This is a genomic window from Exiguobacterium sp. s123 (assembly GCF_018617075.1).
In the GTDB taxonomy this organism is placed as follows: domain Bacteria; phylum Bacillota; class Bacilli; order Exiguobacteriales; family Exiguobacteriaceae; genus Exiguobacterium; species Exiguobacterium profundum.
Genome location: NZ_JACSJL010000008.1, coordinates 38,354 through 64,614, shown reverse-complemented (window position 1 = coordinate 64,614; position 26,261 = coordinate 38,354). Strand labels below are relative to the sequence as shown.

The following is a 26,261-nucleotide window of genomic DNA, read 5'->3' as shown; positions in this document are numbered from 1 at the left end:
TGTTACGGGGTAGGGGTATATTAGTGGTGAGGTGATCAACATGGATGAATTTATGCATGACCAACCACTCGTTCCGCGTGATGATGCCGAACGGGAGGCACTCGGGAAACGTCTAAAACGAATCGAAGGACAAGTCCGAGGGATTCAAAAGATGGTCGAGAACGACCGCTATTGTGTCGATATTTTGACTCAGACGTCAGCCATTCAGGCCGCTCTGAAGCAAGTCGAGATGCAACTGTTAGAGCGTCATATGCGCAAGTGTTTGGTTCACGCAAGCGAGACGGAAAACATGGAACCTTACATTGATGAGTTGATGACGATCGTCAGCCGCATCAAAAAATAAGGAGGGATGTCATGAAAACCGTTGAGTTATCCATACAAGGAATGACCTGTGCGGCTTGTTCGGCACGAATTGAAAAAGTATTGAATAAGATGGACGGAGTGGAAGCGACGGTCAACCTTCCGCTTGAGACGGCGACCATTCGTGTCGATGAAGGCATTACAGAAGAAGAGCTGATTGCGCGGATTGAGAAAATCGGATACGGGGCCGAGCCGAAAGTAGAGATGGCGCCGCCGCATGACTTACGTCCATTACAGCGGAAGGTCATCATCTCTGCACTGTTGTCGGCCCCATTAATCCTCGTCATGTTGACGCATATCCCGGGACTCGGATTTCATGCACCATGGCTGATGAACCCATGGTGGCAATTCGCCCTGGCGACCCCCGTTCAGTTTTGGATTGGGGCGCAGTTTTATCAAGGGGCATATAAGAGCTTGAAGAGCGGTTCGGCGAACATGGACGTGCTCGTCGCGACGGGGACATCGGCCGCATACTTCTATTCCATTTTTGAAATGATTGTGCACCCGATGAATCCACATCTCTATTTTGAGACGAGTGCCGTCCTCATCACGCTCGTCTTACTTGGGAAGTGGTTAGAAGGACGAGCGAAAGAGAAGACGACCGATGCGTTGAAATCACTCTTGTCGCTTCAGGCGAAAGAAGCCATCCTGTTCGTTGATGGTGAAGAACGGTCTGTCGCTGTCGAACTCGTCAAAGTAGGAGACGTCCTCGTCGTGCGTCCGGGAGAGAAAATTCCGGTCGATGGACGGATCATTGAGGGAGAGACAGTCATCGATGAATCGATGTTGACAGGAGAATCGATTCCAGCGGAGAAGACGGTCGACGCCGAAGTCGTCGGCGGAACGATCAATCAGTCCCATCGTATTCTCATGCGTGCGGAACGAGTCGGGAAAGAGACGATGCTCGCTCAAATCGTACGTGTCGTCGAACAGGCACAAACGGATAAGGCGCCGATTCAACGTCAGGCTGACCGCATCTCGGGTGTCTTCGTGCCGATTGTCGTAGCCATCAGTGTTGTCACGTTCGTGGTCTGGGCATTCCTGTTAAATGATATCGATACGGCCATTCGAGCATCGATTGCCGTACTTGTCATCGCTTGTCCGTGTGCCCTTGGTTTGGCAACGCCGACATCGATTATGGTCGGAACGGGACGAGCGGCAGAGCAAGGTGTGTTGTTCAAAGGTGGGGGACAACTCGAATCACTCAATGAATCAAACATCGTTGTTTTTGATAAGACAGGGACATTGACGAATGGGACACCGGAAGTGGTGGAAACGTTCGGAGATGAAGCGATGCTCCGCCGTGCCGTCATGGCAGAACGGCAATCGACGCATCCTTTGGCAGCTGCCATCGGTCGGGAAGTCGGCGACGGTGTCGTGACGAAAGTGGAAGAGTTAGCCGGACGAGGAGTCAAAGCGGTCGTGGATGGGAAAGAACTCATCATCGGGTCTGTTCGAATGATGGAAGAGCTCGGATACAACTTGCCAGATTGGTCGATGGGGGCGATGACCCCGGTCTACGTTGCGGATGAGAGCGGGATTGTCGCGGCGTTCGGGCTACAAGATCAATTGAAACCGAAAAGTCGTGAAGTCGTGCAAGCCCTTAGTCAAACGCGTGACGTGTACGTCTTGACGGGTGACCGGAAAGAAGTCGCCTACGCGATTGCCGACGAACTTGGCATCCCTCATCATCAAGTGATTGCCGAAGTCCTTCCGGTTGAAAAGGCGGACCAAATCGAACGCTTAAAACAATCCGGTCGCGTTGCCATGGTAGGGGACGGCATGAACGATGCCCCGGCACTTGCGGTGGCGGACGTTGGGATCGCATTCGGGAGTGGTACGGATGTCGCACTCGAGGCGGCAGATGTTACAATTGTAGGGCAAGACATTGAAGGCGTGAGTCGAGCGATGAATATGAGTCGTTTGACGATGAAGAACATTCGTCAAAACTTGTTCTGGGCCCTTGCCTATAATAGTCTTGGTATCCCGGTCGCTGCAGCAGGGTTACTTGCCCCATGGATTGCTGGAGCAGCGATGGCGTTCAGTTCGGTGTCTGTCGTCTTGAACGCATTACGATTAAAAACACAAGGAGGATCATCATCATGAAAGAAACAACGTTAACCGTAGAAGGTATGACATGTAATCATTGCAAAGCTGCCGTTGAAGGAGCATTAAATGAATTGAATGGTGTCGAATCAGCGACGGTATCGCTTCAAGAGCATCGAGTCGACGTGATTCATCAAGACTCTGTCTCACTTGAGACGATGGTGGAAGCAGTCGAAGAACAAGGATACGACGTAAAAGCATAATCATGGTAAGTCCCGAGTGAAATCGGGACTTTTTTTGTGGTATTCAATGAATAGGATATGTGCTATATTTAAGTTGATAATGAGAATCGGTATCAACGGGAGGCGGACATCATGGAAATGATCATGATCAGTGGAGTGTTGGCGATGATTAGTGGGGGCGCGGCATTTTTGACGCAACAGTTACGAACAAATTCAGTACGCTGAAGAAGGTGCGATTTCGTTGCCTTCTTTTTTCTTTGACTTCATTTCTTTCCCATCATTTCACGACAATTGTTTGATATGATGAGAAAAAACGTGTTGAGGTGACTTGAATGTATACAATCTACTTAGTCGACGATGAAGCAAACTTAAATAAAATGCTCGTCACGTATCTAGAACAGGAAGGATACAACGTTCGCTCATTTGCGGATGGGACATCTGCACAAGAAGCGATTCCAGATCAACCGGATTTGTGGGTGCTCGATATCATGTTGCCAGACCTGGATGGCTTTCAATTGTTGAAACAAATCAAAGCCGTCAATGCGAATACGCCGACGATTTTCATCTCGGCGCGCGATGAGGATATCGACAAAATCATCGGACTCGAGATGGGTTCGGATGACTACATCGCCAAACCGTTCCTTCCAAGGGAACTTGTCATCCGTGTCAAAAAATTGATTGATCGTGTCTACGGTTCGAAGTCGAACGAGCATATCGAATACGGAGAGTACACCATTTATCCGGATAAACGTCTGATCAAGCACGGAGATGAAGAAATCGATTTGACTTCGAAAGAATTTGATTTACTGCTACTCTTCCTTGAACATCCGGGCTCCGCGTTGTCGCGTGAGCAAATTTTAGAAGGTGTTTGGGGGAATGATTATTTCGGATCGGACCGCGTCGTCGATGACTTGGTGCGTCGTGTCCGAAAGAAATTGCATCGCCTTGAGCTCGAAACGCTTTACGGTATCGGCTACCGTCTCGTCAGACCATGATGCACGCGCTTAAACCGAAACGTCTCATGTGGAAGATTTGGGTGCTCATCTTACTCATCATCGTGACGCTTGCGCTCATGATCTTGATTACGGTCCGTTCATCCATCACCCAGTTCATCGATGAACAAGTGTATGAGACGTTACGAGATGTGGACTATTATTTAGGGAACACGAATGAGTTAGAGAACTATCCCCAAAACCCGATTGAGTATGACCGACGCCAACAGGAGTCCCGTTCGGTCAACCAATTGATCTTTCTCCCGAACGGACGGATCATCTACGGATCGGCCCCGCTTGAATTGACGAACCGCATGTATCAGGAAGCGTTAAATCAAAGTGGTCAGGTCGAGCGGTATCAGACGACAATTGATGGGGAAGACGTCTATTACATCATTCGTCAAAATGAGTACGATGGAACGATTGTGTATCAGGCCTCCTACGCTTGGGATGCCTATCGTCGTGAGTTGGTGTCGACATTATACTGGCGAATCTCGATTCTGATTGGCATCATCAGCCTCTTGTCACTGATTCCAGCTTTATTGATGTCGCGTCAACTGACGAAACCGATTGTGGAGATGGAACGGGCCGTTGAGAAGATTTCGAATCGACAGTGGGAGACCGCTTTACCATTAGATCGTCAAGATGAACTCGGTCAGTTGGCCCATTCGATTGATGCCATGCGTAAGGAATTAAAAGAGCAGGATTTGGCACAACAAGCGTTGCTTCAAAACATATCGCATGACTTAAAGACACCGATCATGGTCATTCGAGGATATGCCCAATCGATTGGGGACGGTATTTATCCGACAGGAGACTTGAAAGGTTCTGCCGAGGTCATTGATGAGGAAGCGTCTCGACTCGAAAAGAAAGTCGTCGATTTGTTGTACGTCACAAAACTTGAATATTTCAAGGGACAAGAAATGAAACTTGAACCAATTAATCTCGACAAGTTGATGGAACTGCTCGTCGCGCGCTTCAAACTTAGAGGCCAGCTCGATTGGGAAATCAATGGCGAAGGCGGCGAGATGCTTGGAGACGGGGAACAGATCCGGGTCGCATTTGAGAACGTGCTCGACAATGCACTCCGTTACGCGGAATCTTGCATTCGCATCGACCTCCACCAAGATGACGCTGGCGTTGAAATCACCATCTTTAACGACGGACCGCCAGTTGATGAGAGTCTAGACTTGTTCCACCAATTCTCTCGAGGGAAGCAAGGGAAGTTCGGACTCGGTCTGTTCATCGTGCAGCGAATTGTGACACTTCACACAGGGGAAGTGTCTCTACGAAATACAGGAGACGGAACAGCAGTGCGATTTTACTTTCCCCGACTCAAGTCGAACCAACCTTTAAATTCGAATGCTTGATTTTCAAAACCAGCCAGGAAACGGCTGGTTTTTTCATGGGAAATAGACAAAAGCCGATTTGCGAGGCGCATCGAATCCTGGTATGAATGACATGTAAGTCATTACATACGTTATGGGGGATGAAAAGATGAGCAGATTGACCAATGAAACGAGAGCTTTAATTCCTGTATTTAACGAGTTTGGCGAAGCGGAAACACTTGTGTATCAACCAGAAGGCGTCATGCGAGTAAAAGGGTCGCCAATCGACTTATTAGAACACGCGTGTCTATACTACGGGTCGAGCATTCAAGGTCGAATCGAGGCAGCGCGACACGTCCTCGGACCACATCGAAAGACACCGGTCGTCATGGATTGGCATGCGGATGCCGTCTTCTTTCCGACGATTGCCAAAGAAAGTCCAGATTGTGCGTGGATCAACTTTCAACACGTGACGGCCATCAAGAAAGACGGAAAAGAGACTCTCATTCAGTTTTTGACGGGGGAATCGGTCAAGGTTCACGTATCTGATCATACCGTGTCGAGACAAAAACAACGGTCAATCGAATTATCGTACGCTTTTCAAAAACGTTTCCATGACAGCACATTGCAACACGCTTAAGGATTGAATTCAATGACAAACCCCTCTATGATGAAGAAGAGATATCATATGTGTATTTGCACATCTTCCGAAAGCGAGGGGTTTTTATGTTTTTTGAAAAAATGATTGAGCGAGGGAAACTGGTTATCGTGTTTCTTCTCGTCGCAATCGTCGTGGGTGTGCTGACGTTCTTCCAGCTCCCTAAACGTGAGATTCCGGAAACCGGGATCAATATCGTACTCGTTCAAACACCGTATCCTGGTGCGACAGCGGAAACGGTTGAACGGAATGTTACCGGCGTGTTAGAAGAGGAACTACGTAGTTTAGAAGGAGTAGAGAACGTGACGTCGATCTCGGCTTCAGAGTTCTCGAACATCACGGTCGAATACGCGGACGGCACCGACCAGGAAGAGTTTCAGGCGAACGTTCGACAAGCGTTGTCGGATGCGACGCCTAAACTTCCTGAAAACGCGCTTGCGCCAACGGTCAATGATTCACTCGGGCAGTTACCTGTCGCATCGTATTTATTGACAGCAGACGATCGTGGATCATTTGAGGATGTTCGATCAGACATCGAACAATTAGAGTCGAAACTTTTGCGAACGGATGGCGTGACGGGAGTCACGATCAAAGGGTTACCAGAGCAGGAGTATGTCGTGTCACTTGACTCGGAAGAGCTGAGTTCACGTCAACTTGCCTTTCCTGATGTGTTAACGGCCATTAACGAAGAATACAAGACGACACCGCTCGGCCGTCAATCGACTGAAGAGGGGATTTATCAACTGGCAATCGATAACTTGACGAATGTAGACGATATGGAGCAAGTCATCGTCGGCTCATTCAATGGGGAACCGGTCTTACTAGCAGATGTCGGGACGGTCGAAGAGACAGCGAAAAGTGAAACCGATCTCGTTTCATTAGACGGAAAGCCGGCTGTTTCGATCACAGTTCCGATTGAATCAGGCTTGGATATTCCAACGATGCAAGACCGTGTCAACGAGGTAGTCGAAGATGGTCTTGGAGACTTAGACGGTTTTGAACTCGTTCCATATTATGAGCAGGCAAAAGCCGTCGATGCGATTTTCTCGTCATTGACACGCGAGTTCATTATCGCCATCATTGCCGTCATTGCCGTGACGACGATTGGTCTAACATTCTCTGGCTCGATTATCGTCAGTCTGGCAATTCCGTTGTCATTCTTGATCGCCTTGATCCCGTTACAGTTCACCGGGGTCGATTTGAACCAAATCTCGATTATCGGGGCAATCATCGCCTTAGGGATCTTGGTTGATGATGCGATTGTCGTCAATGACAACATCTTACGACGTTATCGTAACGGAGACTCGGCGATGCTTGGAGCAGTCCGAGGAACGAAAGAGGTATGGGGCTCGATTGTCACGTCGACACTCGCGGTCGTCTTTGCTTTCCTTCCGCTCACCTTGCTATCGGGCGCAAACGGTAACTTCATTCGCGCCTTGCCGACGGTTCTAGCCCTCTCTGTCTTGGCCTCGATGGTCATCAGTTTGACGCTCGTACCGATTGCGCAGTATCGTTTGAATCGTAAAGAAGTGAAAGTATCAAAACGTGAACCAGGTTGGCTCGGCGGACCGCTCAATCGACTCAGTAATTTCTACGCCGACCGCCTCTTACCGAGTGTCGCGAAGCGTCCGTGGACGTTTGGAATTGTCGGATTTGTCATCACGACGGCATTGTACGGTTTGATTTTACTCACGCCGTTTGAGTTCTTCCCAGCCGCGAACCGTCCGGAAGTCGTGACGAGTGTGACCTTCCCCGTTCAAACGGATTTGGAAGAGACAGAGACACGTCTTGAAGAAATTGAAGCGAGATTTAAAGAAGAAGAGGGTGTCGTGGAAACATCCGTCTTCGCTGGAGGCGGTCTCCCTGGTTTATTCACGGGTGGACTCGATCAGTCTGGTGAAAACACGGGGCAAGTGGTCGTTCGTGTCGACAACGAATCAATCGATGCCATCGAATTGATTGATAAGTATACGAACGTGTTGCGTGAAGACTATCCGGACGCCGAAATTTTCTTAGATACGCAACAACAAGGACCGCCGGCATCCGCACCTGTCGAATTCACGATGCGCAGCGAGACGATTGATCAACTCGTGGCTGCACGTGACCAAGTGAAAGCCGACCTTGAAGAAATTGACGGGGCCATCGTCCTCGATAATATTAAAGAACCGTTCCAAACACTCACATACGAATTAAATCGTGAGGAAATGGCACGGGCTGGCGTGACGGCAAAAACAATCAGTGACCAAATTCGTCTCGTCACAGACGGTGTTCCAATTGGTACATTCGATGACGGAGTGGAACAGCGTGACGTGAAAATCGTCATTGATGCAGAGGCGAACCGCGAAGCACTCGCCCTTGACGAGATTTTAATTCCTGTCCAAACAGAAGCAGGTCCGCCCGTTGCCCCACTTAGTACGTTCGTGACGGAAACGACAACAGAACAAATTCAGCAGATTCCTCGTGAGAATGGGGAGCGTTCGGTCACACTCCAAATCTATGCGAGCGAAGACATGGATGAAGAGACATTTAAACAAGATGTCGAGCAGGTGTTGGATGATGCGAAGTCGGGGTTAGAGGATGAAGGGATTACGTTCGACCAGTCCGGTGCGAGCGACACGCAGAACGAGTTCTTCTTAGAGCTTGCGACATTGTTCGTCGTCGTCTTATTCTTGATTTACTTGATCATCGCATTCCAGTTCAACTCACTCTCGTTGCCATTACTCGTCTTGTTCACAATCTATCTCGCGATCGCTGGAGCGGTCGTCGGATTGTTCGTGACTCAGACACCGTTCAGTTTCATGGCATCGATGGGGATGGTCTCGCTTGCGGGAATCGTCGTCCGGAACGCAGTCGTCCTGTTCGAGTTTATCGAACAACGCATTCGTGAAGGATTACCGGTCACGACCGCCGTTTACGAAGCAGGGCGCGCTCGGATTCGTCCGATTCTCTTGACGGCGCTCACGGCAGTCGTTGCCCTCTTACCAGTCGCACTTGGGGAAGACCCGCTCTTCAAACCGCTTGCGATCGGCATCGTATCGGGTATTCTATTCTCGACTGTATTGACTCTCGTTCTTGTTCCGGCGTACTACCTGATTTTGGCGAAACGTCGTCATAAGGACAAACCGTTTACAGAATGATTTAGCTTGAAGATGTGATGCCGTATGGTGTCACATCTTTTTTTGAACCATTTGTCACATGTTTTGGGTGATGTTGTATGGGTATAATTAGAAGAGAGGTTTTGAACAGTATGGGAGGGAATTGAAGATGAACGATTCATATACTTGGCTCAATCGCCGCAAAGTACGACCAGCGTACAGTGTGACCGGGAGCCGTTCGTGGTCGAGTGAACGCGTCGTTCGACCAGATCGCGCACGTGGGAAGGTGGTACGTGATGTGAAACGTGTACGTCGTCCGTACGTAGACGAATACGGCAATCGTCGCTGGGCAACGGGACGTGTGGTCGTCACGGATGCATCACGCAAAGCGCGGGCGCATGGACACGGCGATACAGCCGTACAATTAGAGTTCTCGACACCAACACCATATGAACGTGTGAAAGAGATGATTCCAACGAAACGTGTTCTCGTTCCGGTCGTTGCTGGACTCGCGGTCGTCGGTGGGATTGCCGGTGTCGCCTATGCACTTCGCAAAAAGAAGCGGAATAAGAAGAACTAAAAAAATCGCCGAAATTTCGGCGATTTTTTTAGTTGAAGCGTTCAGCGAGGATGCGCTCGAGTTCACGTTGACCGAGTTCACGCATTTCTGCTTCATTCTCTTCATCGTATGCATCATCCGAGAAGCGGCCGACAAATTCAACCTTGCCGTTACCGAGTTCACGGAACACTAAGTTTTTGCGATCGTTGTAAAAGACGACACGGTATTCACGACCATTTTCATGATCGTAGTTGAAGACGCCTTTGATGTGGTCCATGTTCTTCTCTTCGGGCTGATCCTCATCATCGTCCTCATCTTCTTCTGCTTCAGCAGCTTCATTAGCTTCATCAAGCGCGTCGGCGAGGACTACCGTTTCTTCTTTTTCTTCCGTCTCTTCCTCAGATGAGACGACTTCTTTTTTTTCTTCTTCTGTCATGTGAAACGACCTCCTTTGCTTACTTTCCTATCATACCCACTTTTTATAGTTGTGACTACTCAAAATGATGCGAACAAACACGGACGACATTCGAAGATGACATGATCAACCGTTGAAATAGCTGACGCTTGATCGATTCCGGGGCATCCACGGTCTTGAGCGCCTGTTCCATACATCCAAGCCAATGGCCGGCATGTGTCTCGGAAATGGGATGCTCATGATGAATCATCGCCAAGTTTCCACCGCCACGACGTTCAGAATACAACTTTGGACCGCCGAGCAACTGTGTTAAAAATTCAAATTGGTGCTGTTTGACTCGATCTTGATCTTCCGGAAATAGTGGAAGTAAAATTGGGTCGGCATAGACGAGGTCATAAAACGCGTCAACGAGTTGTTGTACACCACGTTCGCCTCCAAATTGTTCATAGGCACTCACATACATCCCCCCTCATACGTTCAGTCTAATCGATTTCAATCGAAAAAGGGAATGATGTAGGCTGCTACTTTTTTGAATAAGGTACAGAAGAGGTTTCCCTCTACAAATGCTTAGGGATGGTTCATAATGAAGAAAAAAGGGAAGGAGTGTTCGCTAAAATGACAGTGACCTTTCACGTTGGTCGATCGGGGACGGGAAAAAGTGAACAAATGATCCATGAGGTCATTCAAGAACTGAAACAAAATCCGAGCGGACCGACGATTTATATGATTGTACCGGACCAAATGTCGTTTGAGATGGAAAAGAAAATGGCGACAGTCGATGGTTTGCATGGCTCGACGCGCATTCAAGTCCTTTCGATGCGCCGTCTCGCCTTTTTGATGATGCGGGATGCCGGCGTAGCGACAGATCAATTCTTAGACCAGACGGGGACCCATTTGTTGTTACGGAGGGTCGTCGAGATGAGCGAAGAACGATTAACCTTGTTCCGCCGTACGATGAATCAGTTCGGATTTTATGAAGAATTGAACCAATTGATCTCGATGTTGAAGCGAGGGCTTGTTGAACCGGAACATTTATTACGGTTAAGCGAACAGGCGCAGCACCGTGCTCTGAAGCTACAAGACCTTTCCATCATCTATGAAGGATTTTTAAAGATGACGGAAGGCAAGTCACTCCATACAGAAGACTATTTCAACGTCATGTTGCAAATCATTCCGGAGACAGATTTGACGGATGTACGTGTCTATGTGGACGGATTCAACGAGTTTTCAGAGCAGGAGTTGGCGGTGCTCGTCGCACTCGCAGAGAAGGTCGATGTCGATGTGTTGCTGACAATCGATCCTGTCTTCTTGTATCGCCTCAATCCATTGTTTGGACCGACGCAGCGGACGCTCATGCGTTTCAAAGAACTGTTGGCAGAACGGCAGATTCCTTCTCGAGACGAGCTGTATGATACCGTCTATCGGTACACGCATCCGAGTCTCCGTTACCTTGAGGCCACATTCGACCAATTGACGGCGGAACCTTACACTGGTTCAGAGAACCGGATTGATTTACATGCCGCAGTCGACCGGACCGTCGAGGTGGAGGCGGCGGTTCGAGAAGTCATCCGTCTGACACGTGAAGAAGGGTATCGTTATCGGGATATTGCGCTCGTGTCACGCTCACTCGATGAATATGGTGATTTGGCATCTCAGGCGCTCCAAAAGATGGGACTGCCATACTTCCTTGATGAACGGCAACCGATGCTTGACCATCCGCTCGTCGAACTGTTGAAAGCGACGATTGAGATTGCTTTACGTGGATACCGAGAAGAGTCCGTGTTCCGTGCCCTGAAAACAGAACTCGTCGTCCTTGATCCGGTGCATCGTCGTACGTCGGTTGACCGGCTTGAAGCGTTCGTCATCGAGCGGGGAATCAAACATTACCATTGGCATGACGAATGGCAATTGCGCCGTCGTTCCGGGGAAGAAGCGCGACTCACGAGCGAAGAACTCGATATTGAGGCTGAGCTGAATCGATCGCGGGAGCGTGTCATCGAAACGTTCGATCCGTTGCTATCGGATTTGAAACAGGCGAAGACGATGCAGGCTTATACGCACGCCATGTATGCCTTTTTAGAGCGTGTCGGTGTATCAGACTGTTTGACGCACTGGCGTGATGAGGCGATTGAAGAGGCGGAACTACTCGAAGCGCGTGAGCATACTCAAGTATGGGACGCGGTCTTGCACTTGCTCGAACAGTTAGAAGCCGCAGCTCCGGAAGAGACGTTGTCGACGGACTTGTTCCTACAGATGATGGACACCGGGCTAGATAGTCTTCGTTATGCGCTCATTCCACCTTCGCTTGATCAATTGACGATAACGGATTATGTGCGTGGTCGATTGATTGATAAGAAAGTTGTCTTCCTGCTCGGGGCGAATGAAGATCAAATTCCTCTTGTCACGACCCAGTCGAAACTGTTGACCGATCAAGATTTGGATTTCATGCATGAGAATGGACTTCGTGCCGGCAAGGCGACAGAGCATTTGTTCGATGATGAAACATATTACTTATACAAAGCTGTGACAGCGCCGAGCGAGCGGCTATACATTAGCTATGCCCTAGTAGACAGAACGGGGAAAGCCGTTCAACCGGCGCGCTTTATCGCTGACTTGAAGGCGCGACTTCACAAAAATGTCATCAAGACTCATTTTGCTGAAGCAGGTGAGCACCGACCGCGTGATCAATTCGCCTTCTTGACGAATGTGAACCAGACGGCGGCGGTAACGGCACTTGAACTTCAGCGGTTGAGTCGTCATTATCCGATTCAAGACATGTGGTTTGCTGTCTACAATGAACTGTTGAAGCATCCAGATGGACGGGAACGTCTCCAGTTGTTGACGAGCGCACTCTTCTATCAAAACATCCCGGAATCGTTGGACGATCGTGTCGCAAAATCCTTATATACTCCGTCGATTCGGGCGAGTGTCTCCCGCCTTGAGACGTTCCAAGCCTGTCCGTTCAAACATTTCGCAAGTTATGGCTTGCGTCTGAAGGAACGACGATTGTACCGGCTCGAGGCCCCGGATATCGGGAATCTATACCACCGGACCATCGAACATATGTCGCAGACGGTGAAGATGGACGGAAAGGAGTGGCGAGATGTCACCCCGGACGAGTGTTCCAATTTAGCGGAGCAGGCGGTCGAACTCGTGACCCCAGAGATTCAGCATGCCATCTTGATGAGTTCGAATCGTTACGCCTACTTAAAGAAAAAATTGACGGACGTCGTTAGTAAGACGGCAGAAGTGTTGATTGAACAATCAAAACGAGACGGCTTTGACCCGGAAGCGTTTGAACTCGCGTTCGGTAGCGGACAAATTCCACCCGTTTCGTTCACTTTATCGAACGGGGCGACCTGTGAACTGGTCGGTCGAATCGACCGTGTGGACACTGCGATGGTCCACGACCAGCTATACGTCCGAATCGTCGACTATAAGTCGAGTAAACGTGAAGTCGACTTTGCAGAAATTTATTACGGTCTGGCGATGCAGATGCTCATCTATTTGAAGGTATTGATTGAGCAGGCAGAGGTGTGGACAAAAGAGAACGTGGCACCTGCTGCGGCGCTCTATTTCCACGTGCACCGACCACTCGTTCCACCTGCTGGTTCTGAAGAAGAGACGCGTCAAAAAGTATTGGAGTCATACCAGATGCAAGGGCTATTAGTAGATGACCCCGAAATTTTAGAGATGATGGACCGCTCGGCGAAAGGCACATCTAAAAAATCGATTGTCATCCCGGTCAAATATAAAAAAGATGGAACCCCTGACGCCAACACCTTGAAGAAGATTGTGACCCCTCCTCAGCTCGAACAGTTGATGGATCATGCGTTCGACGTCGTTAAAGCGAGTGCCGAGGAGATGTACAAAGGAAAAATTGACGTTGAACCTTATGAATATAAAGAACGGCGCCCATGTCAGACGTGTCCGTATCAGAGTGTCTGTCATTTTGACGAAGCGCTCTCGAATGCGCCACGTAAATTGAAGAAGCTTGAGAAAGAAGAGGTATTTCAGGAGTTAGGAGGCGATGACCGTGAAATGGACGAATGATCAGTTCGCCGCGATTGAAGCGAGAGGAAGTCACGTGCTCGTCTCGGCTGCGGCAGGGTCCGGAAAGACAGCAGTCCTTGTCGAGCGGTTGTCTAGTCGATTGCTTGATGAAACGGATGAACTCACGGCAGACCGGATGCTCGTCGTCACCTTTACGAATGCGGCAGCGGCAGAGATGAAACGACGAATCGCAAAGGCACTTGAAGAGGCGTTACGCGACGACCCGACAAATGAATATGTCCGAAAACAGCGGCAAATGTTGAACCGCGCACTCATTACGACCATCCATTCATTCTGTTTAGAGGTGATTCGTGAGAACTACTACCTATTAGATTTGGATCCGGCGTTTAAGATTGCGGAAGAACGGGACCTCGTCCTGTTGCAGGATGATGTCTTAGAAGAAGTGCTTGAGGAAGAGTACGGGAAACAGGATACCGATTTCTTCGCTCTTGTCGATGCGTATACGTCAGACCGGGGTGACAGTGAAATCGAGGATTTGATTCTTGGTTTATACCACTATGCGCGCACTCTCCCAAATCCTGATGCTTATTTAGACAAACTCGTGTCCATGTATACGTTCGGAGAAGATCCTGATGAGGAAGCAATCTTGATTGAGTTTGGACAGATGCTGTGGCATGACATCGAAAAAGCCGTACGAGATCTTCGGAAACTTGAAGCGGAGCTTCGGGTCGCCGGGTATGAGCCACAGTCTGAAAACATCCGGCAAGCGATTTTTCCGTTCGAACAGCTTGAAGGGGAGACCATTGTCTGGAGTGAACTCGAGACGGCGGCTCGTGCGATGAAGTTTGGCACGATGAAGGCTGTTCCGAAAAAAGAGGAGCACCAGATTTACCACGAGGTCCTCAAACCAGCTTACGACCAAGCGAAGAAAAAATTGACGGCAGCGGTGGAACAGGCTCGAGTCAGCGGGGCGGACTTATTGGAAAGCGTCTCGATGCAACAACCGCTCGTTGAAACCCTCGTTCGAACGGTCCGTGCGTTCGGCAAAGCCTATGAGCAAGCGAAGCGCGACCGTGCTTTTGTCGACTTCAGTGACTTGGAACATTATGCGCTCGCCATTTTACGACAAGATGGGGGACCGTCCGATGTTGCGGCGCTTTATAAAGAACGCTTCGCTGAGGTACTCGTTGATGAATATCAAGATACGAACGAGATTCAAGAAACGATCATCAATCTGGTCGCGAATGAACGAGAAGAAATCGGGAATTTATTTATGGTGGGCGACATCAAACAATCGATTTATCGATTCCGCCATGCCGAACCGGGTCTCTTCATCGATAAGGCGACGCGCTTTAGACAGGCGAACACAGGGAAGCGGATCGACCTCTCTCAAAATTTCCGAAGTCGTTCTGAAGTCCTCTACGGAATCAATGATTTGTTCGTCCAACTCATGGACGAAGAGGTCGGCGAAATCGCATATGATGAGGCGGCCCAACTTGTTCCTGGACGTGAGTATGAACCGATTCCGGCGGACCCTGAGTTTATTTTAGTCGATGGGGCGAGTCGTGATTTATCGAAGCAAGAAGTAGAAGGACGGGCGATCGCTACTCGCATCTTAGAACTCGTATCGGGAGACGAACCGTTTAAAGTGACGGATGAATCCACTGGTCAACTCCGAAACTGTGAATATCGCGATATCGTGATTCTCGTACGTTCGAAAAAAGAACGTGTGGAGCAATTGATGGACATTTTGACACAGTACAATATTCCGGCCTACACCGACTCGGATGGCGGGTATTTTCAAGCGACCGAGATTCGGATGATCCTGGCACTTTTGAAAGTGATTGATAATCCACTTCAAGACATCCCACTTGCCGGTGCGCTGCGCTCCCCGATGTTCCGTTTTGATGATAGCGAGTTGGCACGGATTCGACTTGAATCAGAAGATTCTTTCTATGAGGCGCTCAAGGCGAAAGCGGATGACGATGATGAGCTTGGCGTAAAATGTGGCGACATGCTTGACCGCCTCTCCCGTTGGCGTACTTATGCACGAAATCATAGCTTGTCGGAATTGATTCAACAATTATTCAATGACACCGGGTTTTATGACTTCTCAGGGGGATTACCTGGAGGAAAAGGGCGGCAGGAAAACTTGAAGGCACTTTATGACCGGGCCCTAGCCTATGAGCGTAGTGGCTATCGAGGTCTTTATCGCTTCTTACGTGTGATGGACCGACTACAGGATACTGGTGAAGATTTGTCAGAGGCGCGGTCACTCGGGGACGAGGAAAACGTCGTTCGTATCATGACCGTGCACAAGTCGAAAGGACTTGAGTTTCCGGTCACGATTGTTGCCCAACTCGGAAAACAATTTAATAAACGCGATCAAATGCAACGTGTCATTTTCCACAAACAGTACGGCATCTCACTCGATGCGATTGACGTCGTGACACGTACGAAATCGGAGACGTTCGTGAAAGAGATGATTCGACGAGATTTAGATGCGACGATGAAAGCGGAAGAGATGCGTGTCCTTTATGTGGCCCTGACACGAGCGAAAGAAAAATTGATTCTCGTGGGAACGGTAGGCGAACCACTCAAACACCTTCAGCAGTGGCTTCAGGTCGGTCAATCTGGAGATCGATTGGCGAGTGAGGCGAGGCGAGAGGCAAAAACGTATCTCGACTGGATTGCACCGGCGCTCTTACGCCTACCGAGTGCCGCTTCGTTTATCGAATCATTCGGCTTCACGGTTCCCTCTACTTTCCAAGAGTCGACTTCATGGGTTTACCGTGTCATCGGAGAAGCGGACCTTGCGGAGATTGCGACCCTTCAAGAGATGATGGCACAGTTGCACCACGTCCAGCGATTTGAAGCAATCGATTTTCCCATTCAAAATGAAGAGGAAACGATTCGTGCCGTTAAGCGGGCTTTGACTTATGACTACCCAGCACGGGATGCGGTGCGTACGGCGGCGAAACAGACGGTGACCGAACTGAAGCGGGCGATGCAACTCGAACAAGCCGCCTTCGAAGATCCGGTACGTCCGATCGATACTCCTTATCGCGAACCGAAATGGCGTCAAGTCAAACAGACCGGTGCGGAGCGCGGGACGACGTTACACTTGATTTTCCAATTGGCTGATCCGAATCAACCGATTGTCGATCAAATCAATCAATGGGAAATGCAAGGGATGCTCAGTCCGGTCGAGGCAGAGACAGCACGCCTCGCCATCCCGGATATCGAGATGTTTTTCCAAACGGAAGTTGGTCAAGCGCTCGCCGATGCACTAGAGCGCGGGACGGCATGGCGAGAGCTACCTTTCACCTACACGGTGCCGGCCGAACGCGTCAATCCGGATGGACACTTCACGGATGAGCATGTCTTGATCCAAGGGATTATCGATTGTCTGTATTTCGATGGGGACTCGTATGTGCTCCTGGATTATAAATCGGATGCTGTCACGCATCTATCCGATTCTCGGGAAGACGCACATGAGCGATTACGAGAGCGATATGCGATTCAATTACAATTATATCGAGAGGCAATCGAGACGATTTGGGATATCCAAGTCGAGCGGACTTTGATTTACTCACTTGATCTACAAGAAATCGTGACCGTGTCGACTAAATAAATGTGAATAAATGAAGAGCGATGTCAGTTATATGACATTGCTCTTTTCTTATGTGCACATTCACATTCGATTTCGTTGACAATCAAGTTGGAGAGGAGTAATTTATTTTATATAAAGAATTGTTCCATGTAGAACAATTCGATACGGAACGGTAAAGGAGTGAATGAGGATGACCGAGACAAATACAAATCGAGCACGGGAGATGATGCAATCATTTTGGCGTGTGCAACGTGTCCTGATTCGTCTCATGCATCAGACGGCGCAACAAAACGATCTTACATTGCCTCAACTTCACGGTCTGATGATGTTGAATGAACAGGGTGCGATTACGCAAAAAGAATTGGTTCAGCGAACGAGAATGCCAAAGAGCACGTTAAGTCAATCGTTAGATGGTCTCGTGGAGAAGGGTTTGATTCGTCGAGATATCAACCCGGATAATCGGCGAGAGGTTGTGTTGACGATTGACCAATCGGGCAAACGTTTGATTGAAGAGATTGAGCAACAAGAAGAAGGAACGGAATATCAATTGAATCAAATTTTGTCTCGTCTCGATGAGGATACGTATCAACATATGCTTACAGCTCATCAACATATTGCAGATGGATTGAATGAAGGGTTCACAGATTGTGAAGGAGTGTGTCGACATGATTAAGTTATTGAAACGTCTCGTTACTTATAAATGGGCTGTTCTGATGGTTTTATTGTTTGTGTTCGCGCAGTCGTTAGCAGATTTATTTTTACCGACGTTGATGGCGGACATTATCGATAATGGAGTCGTGACGGGTGATACCGGCTACATTTGGCGAATGGGCGGAATCATGCTAGGTGTCACGGGACTTGGAGCCCTTGCTGCCGTTGTGGCCAGCTTTTATTCTTCAAAGGCGGCGATGGGATTTGGTCGTGATTTGCGAAGACGCGTGTTCAATCATGTGGAACGTTTCTCACTTGAAGAGTTCGATCGTGTCGGGACGGCTTCACTCATCACCCGGACGACAAACGACATCACGCAAGTCCAGCAAGTCATCATCATGATGCTACGGATGGTCGTGAGTGCGCCAATCATGTTTGTCGGCGGATTGATCATGGCGACCTCGAAGGATGCAAAGTTGTCTCTTGTCATTGTTGCTGCCATGCCGGTACTCGTCCTCTCGATTTTCCTCATTTTTTGGAAGGCGATGCCGTTGTTTAAAAAGGTACAGAAGCGATTGGATCGACTCAATCTTGTTCTCCGAGAAAATTTGACGGGCATCCGTGTCATTCGGGCATTTAACCGTGAAAAAGAAGAACAGGTTCGATTGACAGAGGCGAATGAACGGTTGACGGACGTCTCAATCAAAGTGAACCAAATCATGGCGTTCCTCATGCCGGTCATGATGCTCGTGATGAACTTGACGGTTGTCGGCGTCATTTGGTTCGGAGGGATTCGGATTGATAACGGTGCGATGGAAATCGGAGATTTAATGGCGTTCATCCAATACGTCATGCAAATCATGTTCGCACTCGTCATGGCCTCAGTCATGTTCATCATGGTTCCTCGGGCCTCAGTGTCTGCCAACCGGATCAACGAGGTGCTCGAGATGACCCCCTCACTGATTGATGACGGGACAAAGACCGCGGACATCGAGAAAGGAACACTCGAGTTTGATCACGTCACTTTCTTTTATCCGGGGGCTGAAGAACCAGCATTATCCAATGTGAGTTTTTCGGCGAAACCAGGGGAGGTCACAGCGGTGATTGGAGGTACGGGGTCTGGTAAATCAACACTCGTCAATTTGATTCCAAGATTTTACGACGTGACGTCTGGGACAATTCGAGTGAACGGTGTCGATGTTCAAGCGGTCCCTCAAGAAGAACTTCGTTTGAAAATTGGATTCGTTCCTCAAAAAGCGTTGCTCTTCACAGGTACGATTGCGGAGAACATTCGATATGGGAAGGCCGATGCAACAGCGGAAGAGGTCGCTCATGCCGCCTCCATCGCGCAGGCAAATGACTTTATCGAGAGAATGCCAGACAGATATGAGGCTGTGATCGAACAAGGTGGGTCAAACGTGTCGGGTGGTCAAAAACAACGTCTGTCGATTGCGCGAGCACTCGTTCGAAAACCAGATTTATATGTGTTTGACGATAGTTTCTCGGCACTTGATTTTAAAACGGATGCTGCTCTTCGCAAAGCATTGAAAGAAGAGACGAAAGATGCGACGGTACTGATTGTTGCGCAACGTGTCAGTACGATCATGGACGCCGATCGAATCATCGTTCTAGAAGAAGGAGCCGTTGCAGGAATCGGGACACATGAGGAATTATTTGCGACGAATGCGGTCTATCAAGAAATCGTGAAATCGCAATTGTCTGAGGAGGAAATCGCATGAGTGAGAAACAAGCAAACACGCGACAAACTCATGGGGGACACGGTGGTCCAGGAGGTCCAGGCGGTGGAAATATGATGATGATGGGCGAAAAGCCAAAAGCATTTAAAGTCACGTTCCGTCGTCTACTTGCCTATTTGAAACCACGTCGAAACACATTGATTGCTGTGTTCGTCGCGGCGATTTTAAGTACGATCTTTATGATTGCCGGTCCGAAAATCATGGGAATCGCCATCACCGAACTGTTTGAAGGGGCGTATGCGAAATTTACGGGAGTACCGGGCGCGGAGATTGATTTCACGAGAATCGGACAAATTTTGTCGCTCCTCGCGGGTCTTTACGTCATCAGTAGTCTATTCAACTACGTACAACAATATTTGATGTCCGGTGTTGCCCAAAAAACGGTATATGATTTGCGAGAAGACGTGAACAAAAAGTTAGAACGACTTCCGCTCAAATATTATGACGGACGCTCGAACGGGGAGACATTGAGCCGGGTGACGAACGACATCGACTTGATCGGGAGTACGCTTCAACAGAGCGTCACGTCTTTCATTACTTCCATCGTCACTATCATTGGGATTTTGATTATGATGCTGTCGATCAGTCCTCTGTTGACGGTCATCTCTCTTGTGTCCCTTCCGCTCACGATTTTTGCGATTCGTCCGATTTTGAAACGGTCGCAACAATATTTTTCCGATCAACAGCGTCACCTTGGACGACTGAACGGCCATGTGGAAGAAATGTATACAGGGCACGCGGTCGTCAAAGCGTTTGGTCGGGAAGAGACAGCTGTGCGTGAGTTTGACGATGTGAATGAGGAGCTTTACGATGCAGGACGGAAAGCGCAATTCATTTCCGGAATCATCATGCCGATGACGATGTTCATCGGGAACATCAGCTATGTATTGATTAGTGTCGTCGGCGGTATTTTGGTCACGCAGCGCAGCATCTCCATCGGGGACATTCAAGCGTTTATCACATATACACGTCAGTTCACCCAACCAATCACCCAGACAGCGAATATCGCGAACATCGTCCAGTCGACGGTTGCCGCGGCGGAACGTGTATTTGAACTGTTGGATGAAGAAGAAGAAGTGAAAGATGTGACGACCTATCAATTAGAACGTGCCGAAGGAAATGTCACGTTCCGTCATGTCGATTTCGGATACGGTGACGACCTACTCATTCAAGATATGAATCTCGATGTGTTGACGGGCCAAACGGTGGCCATCGTCGGTCCGACAGGCGCCGGCAAAACGACATTGATTAATCTACTCATGCGTTTTTATGAGTTGAACGGTGGAGAGATATTCATCGATGGGAAAGACTCGCGTAAAATGTCGAGACAAGATTTGCGACATACGTTTGGAATGGTCTTACAGGACACGTGGCTATTCAACGGGACGATTCGTGATAACATCGCCTATGGGAAAACGGGAGCGACTGAGATGGAAATCGTCAACGCGGCGAAAACGGCGCATGCGGATGCATTCATTCGAACATTGCCAGACGGATACGACACCGTGTTGAATGAAGAGGCCAATAACATTTCACAAGGTCAAAAACAGTTGCTGACGATTGCGCGAGCAGTATTGGCGAACCCACCGATTATGATTTTAGACGAAGCAACGTCGAGTGTGGATACGCGTACTGAGATTTTGATTCAACAGGCGATGAAACGGTTGATGAATGGGCGGACGAGTTTCGTCATCGCTCACCGTTTATCGACCATCAAAGATGCGGATTTGATTTTGGTTATGGACCAAGGTCGGGTCATTGAGCAAGGAACACATGAATCGCTTCTTGAAGCTGGTGGTTTTTATGAAGAACTTTACAATAGTCAGTTCGCTGAAAAAGAAGTCGTATAACTGGAATACAGGTTTTGGGGCAATGTGAATAGGCAAAAGACGTACGAGATGAGTTTCGTACGTCTTTTTATTTTGTGTAACAATTACAAATCCGTTAAAATAAAAAAATGGGATAAAAAATGGAGGAACAATTATGGTTAAAATCTTACTTGCGGAAGACGAAGAAGTGCTACGCATGCTTGTTATGGATACATTAGAAGATGAAGGATATGACATCGACGAGGCACAAGATGGAATTGAGGCCTATCGATTGATTGAAGAAAATGAATATGATTTGGTCATTGTGGATCATATGATGCCCGGTATGACAGGGCTTGAAGTGATTGAAAAAGTACGGAAGTTACCAGGGCGACAAGAGACGAAAGTGATGATGTTGACGGCGAAAAGCCAACAATCTGACCGTGATTGCGCGAACGAGATTGGTGTCGACTACTTCATTTCTAAACCGTTCAGCCCACTTGAACTCGTCAAAATCATAGGAGGCATCGTGAAGTGAAAAGGTGGTTTAAACAAAAACTCGGACGCGACATCATGGTCGTCCTTTATTCCTTCCTCGTCATTGCATTGGTCGGATCGGCATTGACTTATGTCTATATCGAGAACCGTTTGGAGGCGAACGAGGCGAGATTGCGTCAGGTCGATGAACGCGTTAACCGTTTGACTACGCTTTGGGATGAGTGGCAGGCTGACCAATATGATACACGAGGATATCTCTTGTTCGGCGACACAGCATCGCTCGAACGTTCACGTGCGAATGAGGCGAAGTTCCAACAAGAAATCAATTGGTTCAAAACACAAGTCCAGACGCGCCAAGGAGAATTGTTCGCAGAAGATCTTCAAAAGTTCCACGACTTTTACTATGATGTGATCATTCCGGTGACGTATGAATATGCCCAAGCGCAACAAGATGGGGAAGTCACAGAGACGTTTATCGATGCTCAAACGATTGCCGAGTTGCCGACGGCTCAGCGCTTGATCGATCAAGGACTCGTCCAATTTAATCCGCAACGTGGAATCGACATCCTCGGACCGATTGATGAGGTAGAGTCTGCGCTCGGAGAATATCGTGAGTTGATGGCATCTGAAAAAGAGGCCGTCTACGCTGAATGGCGACAGAACAACAATATGCTTCAATTCTTGTGGATCATGAGCATCGCCTCGTTCGCCGTATTGATCTTATTGTTTGTCCAGCCGTTCCTACGCCGTCAATCACGTTTGATTTCACGACTTTCCATCGCATCGAACCGCTTGTTAAAAGGGGAAATCGTTGATTTGAGCGATCAGATGAAACGTGAAGATGAGATTGGGACGATGTCTCGATCGTTCCATAAGATGGCCGAGACACTTCGTGATAATGAACGACACTTGATTGAAAAAAACCATGAGTTGCAAGCACAACAAGAAGAGTTGATTGCCCAACAAGAAGAATTGCAGGCACAGCAACAAGAACTAGAAGAAATTTTAGAACAGACGCAACAAAACGAGCAACATCTCGCGTATCGGAATGAATTGACGGAGACGTTGGCATCACGCGATTCGCTTACGGCCTATCCTGAAATCATCGAGAAACTGGTCACGATTACAGATTCGGAGGTCGGTGCACTCGTGTTTGTGGATGAGTCCGGCACGTATCGTGTGACGAGTCATGGTTTGAACGACACGTTGTCTCGTCAGTTGCTCGATAGCGAAAATTCCGTATTGACGCGCGCGATGACATTGAAGACGACGGTACATTCGTCGAAACAAGTCGCAAGCGACCATCCGCTCCCGTATCCGTACTATATGTTTGAGACGGCGGTACCGGTCCATGACCCGACAGATGATTCAATCATCGCGTTCATCTATCTGGTCCGATACAAAGATCGCTTCACCCAAACACAAATGGGTGACATCATGTCATTCGCTCGTCAACTCTCACTTTCTCTCTTACGGATGCGTCTATTTGAAGAGATGAAACGGGAGAAAGGCAAGACGGAGCGAATTCTTGATTCGATTCGAGAGGCAGTCGTCTACATCGACCATTCGACAAATGACGTGTTCGTCAACCGTCCGCTCTACGAGATGTTCCCTGAGTTAAGTGACGTCAGCTCACTGGATCTTGAAGAAGAAACGTGGGAAGAATGGCGGAATCGTCTTGTTGAAACGGTCGATCAAGCGGAGGACTTTACGAAGTATACGAATCGCCTGTTCACCGAAGATTTCCCACATGACAGTGTCAGCTTCTCAATCCGTAAAGGCGAAATGAACTTGCAGATGTATGCGGAACGCATCATTGTCGGTGGTCTATCGAAAGGTACGCTTCTCGTCTTCCGAGATATCACGAGTGAGACAGAGGCGGAGCGATTGAAGAGTGAGTTTATCTCAACCATCTCGCATGAACTGCGTACGCCGCTCTCGTCCATCTATGGATTCACGGAATTGATGGTCAAAAAACAGTTGCCGAATGAAAAACAAGCTAAATACTTGGAGACCATTCACTCCGAGACGGAGCGTCTGACACATCTCGTCAATGACTTCCTCGATGTGCAGCGAATGGAATCCGGTAGTCAAATGTATGACCGGGAACAGCTTGATATCGAGCCGGTCGTCCGAGACATGTTGACGTTCTATGAGGCATCGTCGTTAAAACATGAATTCGAATTGATTGCGGATGATGCACGTCCATATGAATTATTCGTCGATTGCCAGAAGTTCAAACAGTTGATGAGTAATCTATTGTCGAACGCTGTGAAGTATTCTCCACGGGGTGGAAAAATCACGGTCGAACTTGCGCATCACGAACAAATCGTGTCCATTAAAGTGAAGGACGAAGGAATCGGGATTCCAAGCGACGCGCTCGATCGCTTATTCGATAAATTTTATCGTGTCGACAACTCCGACAGTCGTGAAATCGGCGGTACGGGGCTCGGATTACCGATTTGTCAGGAAATCGTCCGCGGTCACAACGGCCAAATCCATGTAGAATCGATTCAGCATGAGGGCTCGACGTTCATCGTTGAAATCCCAAGCTATGAGTACGCTGTCCAAGAGGCAGAGACGACTCCTGTATAATGTATGGGCCATCCCTTGAGGATGGCTCATTTTTTAGAATCGTTCGCTTGACCAATCGGGAGAGAGTTCGTGTACAATGAAGACTGTACAACATCATAAAGGGGGGCATTTGAATGCCACTGATTGCATTCTTGCACACGCACGTTACGAGCTGGATTTTGTTACTTATTTTGTTTGCCGTGGCCTATATCGGTTATAAGAACGGCAACAAGAGTGGAAAGATCGCACATATGGCGTTTCGACTCATGTTACTCATCGCATTCGGAACAGGACTTTATCTCTACCTTCAGTTGAATGGTGGCGGGACATTCTATCACGTGAAAATCACGGTCGGTTTATTAACTTTGATCTTCGGTGAGATGACGCTCGTCAAAGTCAAAAAGAAAAAACCGTCAAACGGACTATTTGGCGGGTTTATCGTCTTGGCGCTCATTACGATTTTCATCGGCTATGCATTGCCTTATGGACAATCTTTCTTCAACAGCTTTATTCAATAAGACGTTCCCACTTCGCACACCGAAGTGGGATTTTTTTGTTTGTACACAAATTATTAGGGGAAAATAAAAAAATCAGTAATTACGACGATGAGGTGAAACGATGGATCAACAGATGATGGAATGGACACGAGTTTTACACGCGCGGAAATGGATGAAACAAACTGAATCATTTTTACCCTTATGGCACGGCTATATCGGCTACAAGTTCGGACTATTCGATGCGCTTCAAGGTGGCGCGAGCATGGCGGAGATGAATTTACGTCTAAAACGCCCATTGACACAACTTGCGCTAGAGCGTTGGTTAGAAGTCGGGGTCGCCGTCCGTCATTTGAAAAAGAGAGGCTGGCGCTACTATCCGACGCGTGGATTAAAATATCAATTATCCGGTAACGATGAACGGAGCATCGGGTTCATGCTTCAAGAAATGATGGAGCTTCATATCCCCGCGTTAATCGCTTATCCGGAATTTCTAGAGTCTGGGAAGCAAAAGACGTTTGATGGAGCTGAACACGGTCAAGTCGTCGCGAAGACGTCGACACTCGTCGAAACGGTCGCATTTCCGATCGTTCAACAATTGTTACGACAGGCAAATGTCGAATCGATGCTCGATATTGGATGTGGGCACGGCGGCTACTTACGTAAACTACAAGCGCTCGAACCGAGTTGGGAACTGACGGGCATCGATTTAGAGGAAGAGGTAATTGAAGAGGCACGATCACGAGACGAGAGTGATGACATTCATTTTGAGGTCGCCGACTTCATGAACTGGGAAACAGACGAGCAATTTGATGCGGTGATGATGAACAATATGCTGTATTATTTCTCGCCGGAAGAGCGGGTCAAGTTGCTTGAGAGACTACGGGAACGATTAGAAGAGAAGGGGGTCGCCGTTCTTGTGACGCCGCTCGCCGAAACAGCGCTCGGTGGACGATTCGCTTCCGCGTTCAATGCATTCATGACACTCCACGATAATTTGTACCCGCTTCCGACCATTCCACAATTGCGCCGGCAGATGCAAGAAGTCGGTTTTGAACAAATCCGCTTCATCCCATTCATTCCGGAAGGTTCTTGGTATATCGTCATCGCCGAGCGAGGAAAGACAAACCTGCTCAATCAACCGATTCAAAATTGAA

General features: G+C 48.5%; 19 protein-coding genes. 17 read left to right on the top strand and 2 right to left on the bottom strand.

Annotation, left to right across the window (positions count from 1 at the left end; genetic code table 11):
- Window positions 1–40: 40 nt before the first annotated feature.
- From KNO72_RS13180 to KNO72_RS13145, 8 genes are all read left to right on the top strand, one after another.
- Complete coding sequence (locus KNO72_RS13180; RefSeq protein WP_015880950.1) at window positions 41–343, top strand: metal-sensitive transcriptional regulator; 303 nt, start codon at window positions 41–43, stop codon at window positions 341–343.
- 11 nt (window positions 344–354) lie between these two features.
- Window positions 355–2,466 (top strand): heavy metal translocating P-type ATPase, encoded by a 2,112-nt coding sequence (locus tag KNO72_RS13175; RefSeq protein WP_214685826.1) that lies wholly within the window; start codon window positions 355–357, stop codon window positions 2,464–2,466.
- Window positions 2,463–2,669, top strand: a complete 207-nt coding sequence (gene copZ, locus KNO72_RS13170; protein ID WP_074037662.1) for a copper chaperone CopZ — start codon at window positions 2,463–2,465, stop codon at window positions 2,667–2,669. Before KNO72_RS13175 ends, copZ begins: the two co-directional genes overlap by 4 nt.
- 311 nt (window positions 2,670–2,980) lie before the next feature.
- Complete coding sequence (locus KNO72_RS13165; protein WP_015880954.1) at window positions 2,981–3,643, top strand: response regulator transcription factor; 663 nt, start codon at window positions 2,981–2,983, stop codon at window positions 3,641–3,643.
- Complete coding sequence (locus tag KNO72_RS13160) at window positions 3,643–5,010, top strand: sensor histidine kinase (RefSeq protein ID WP_251028355.1); 1,368 nt, start codon at window positions 3,643–3,645, stop codon at window positions 5,008–5,010. Before KNO72_RS13165 ends, KNO72_RS13160 begins: the two co-directional genes overlap by 1 nt.
- A 127-nt stretch (window positions 5,011–5,137) precedes the next feature.
- Window positions 5,138–5,608, top strand: coding sequence for a competence protein ComK (locus KNO72_RS13155; protein ID WP_015880956.1), 471 nt, complete (start codon window positions 5,138–5,140; stop codon window positions 5,606–5,608).
- An 86-nt stretch (window positions 5,609–5,694) separates the two neighbouring features.
- Window positions 5,695–8,763, top strand: coding sequence for an efflux RND transporter permease subunit (locus KNO72_RS13150; protein WP_078146433.1), 3,069 nt, complete (start codon window positions 5,695–5,697; stop codon window positions 8,761–8,763).
- Between the two features lie 127 nt (window positions 8,764–8,890).
- A complete protein-coding gene (locus KNO72_RS13145) occupies window positions 8,891–9,301 on the top strand; it encodes a hypothetical protein (RefSeq protein ID WP_214685830.1) in 411 nt (136 codons plus the stop codon).
- 28 nt (window positions 9,302–9,329) lie between these two features.
- Here KNO72_RS13145 and KNO72_RS13140 read toward each other — a convergent pair whose 3' ends face one another.
- Together KNO72_RS13140 and KNO72_RS13135 are read right to left on the bottom strand one after the other, a co-directional pair.
- On the bottom strand, window positions 9,330–9,716 hold the full coding sequence (locus KNO72_RS13140; RefSeq protein WP_015880959.1) for a hypothetical protein: 387 nt from the start codon (window positions 9,714–9,716) through the stop codon (window positions 9,330–9,332).
- A gap of 55 nt (window positions 9,717–9,771) precedes the next feature.
- Window positions 9,772–10,158, bottom strand: a complete 387-nt coding sequence (locus tag KNO72_RS13135; protein ID WP_031421210.1) for a truncated hemoglobin — start codon at window positions 10,156–10,158, stop codon at window positions 9,772–9,774.
- Between the two features lie 152 nt (window positions 10,159–10,310).
- Here KNO72_RS13135 and addB point away from each other — a divergent pair, with 152 nt between their 5' ends.
- The 9 genes from addB to KNO72_RS13090 all read left to right on the top strand — a co-directional run bounded on the left by addB (window position 10,311) and on the right by KNO72_RS13090 (window position 26,260).
- Window positions 10,311–13,748 (top strand): helicase-exonuclease AddAB subunit AddB, encoded by a 3,438-nt coding sequence (gene addB, locus KNO72_RS13130; RefSeq protein WP_214758437.1) that lies wholly within the window; start codon window positions 10,311–10,313, stop codon window positions 13,746–13,748.
- Window positions 13,726–17,343: a helicase-exonuclease AddAB subunit AddA gene (gene addA, locus KNO72_RS13125; RefSeq protein ID WP_214758435.1), complete on the top strand. Its 3,618-nt coding sequence runs from the start codon at window positions 13,726–13,728 to the stop codon at window positions 17,341–17,343. Before addB ends, addA begins: the two co-directional genes overlap by 23 nt.
- Window positions 17,344–17,512: 169 nt before the next feature.
- Window positions 17,513–17,995, top strand: coding sequence for a MarR family winged helix-turn-helix transcriptional regulator (locus KNO72_RS13120; RefSeq protein ID WP_078146436.1), 483 nt, complete (start codon window positions 17,513–17,515; stop codon window positions 17,993–17,995).
- Window positions 17,988–19,712, top strand: a complete 1,725-nt coding sequence (locus tag KNO72_RS13115) for an ABC transporter ATP-binding protein (RefSeq protein WP_214758433.1) — start codon at window positions 17,988–17,990, stop codon at window positions 19,710–19,712. The genes KNO72_RS13120 and KNO72_RS13115 overlap by 8 nt, the downstream gene beginning before the upstream one ends.
- A complete protein-coding gene (locus KNO72_RS13110) occupies window positions 19,709–21,580 on the top strand; it encodes an ABC transporter ATP-binding protein (RefSeq protein ID WP_285222487.1) in 1,872 nt (623 codons plus the stop codon). Before KNO72_RS13115 ends, KNO72_RS13110 begins: the two co-directional genes overlap by 4 nt.
- Before the next feature lie 133 nt (window positions 21,581–21,713).
- Window positions 21,714–22,076, top strand: coding sequence for a response regulator (locus KNO72_RS13105; RefSeq protein WP_015880966.1), 363 nt, complete (start codon window positions 21,714–21,716; stop codon window positions 22,074–22,076).
- Window positions 22,073–24,631, top strand: a complete 2,559-nt coding sequence (locus tag KNO72_RS13100; RefSeq protein ID WP_214758431.1) for a sensor histidine kinase — start codon at window positions 22,073–22,075, stop codon at window positions 24,629–24,631. The genes KNO72_RS13105 and KNO72_RS13100 overlap by 4 nt, the downstream gene beginning before the upstream one ends.
- Before the next feature lie 113 nt (window positions 24,632–24,744).
- Window positions 24,745–25,128 carry a YisL family protein gene (locus tag KNO72_RS13095; RefSeq protein ID WP_015880968.1) on the top strand — a complete coding sequence of 128 codons (384 nt, stop codon included), beginning with the start codon at window positions 24,745–24,747 and terminating at the stop codon, window positions 25,126–25,128.
- A 100-nt stretch (window positions 25,129–25,228) separates the two neighbouring features.
- Window positions 25,229–26,260, top strand: coding sequence for a class I SAM-dependent methyltransferase (locus tag KNO72_RS13090; protein WP_214685835.1), 1,032 nt, complete (start codon window positions 25,229–25,231; stop codon window positions 26,258–26,260).
- Window position 26,261: the final 1 nt, after the last annotated feature.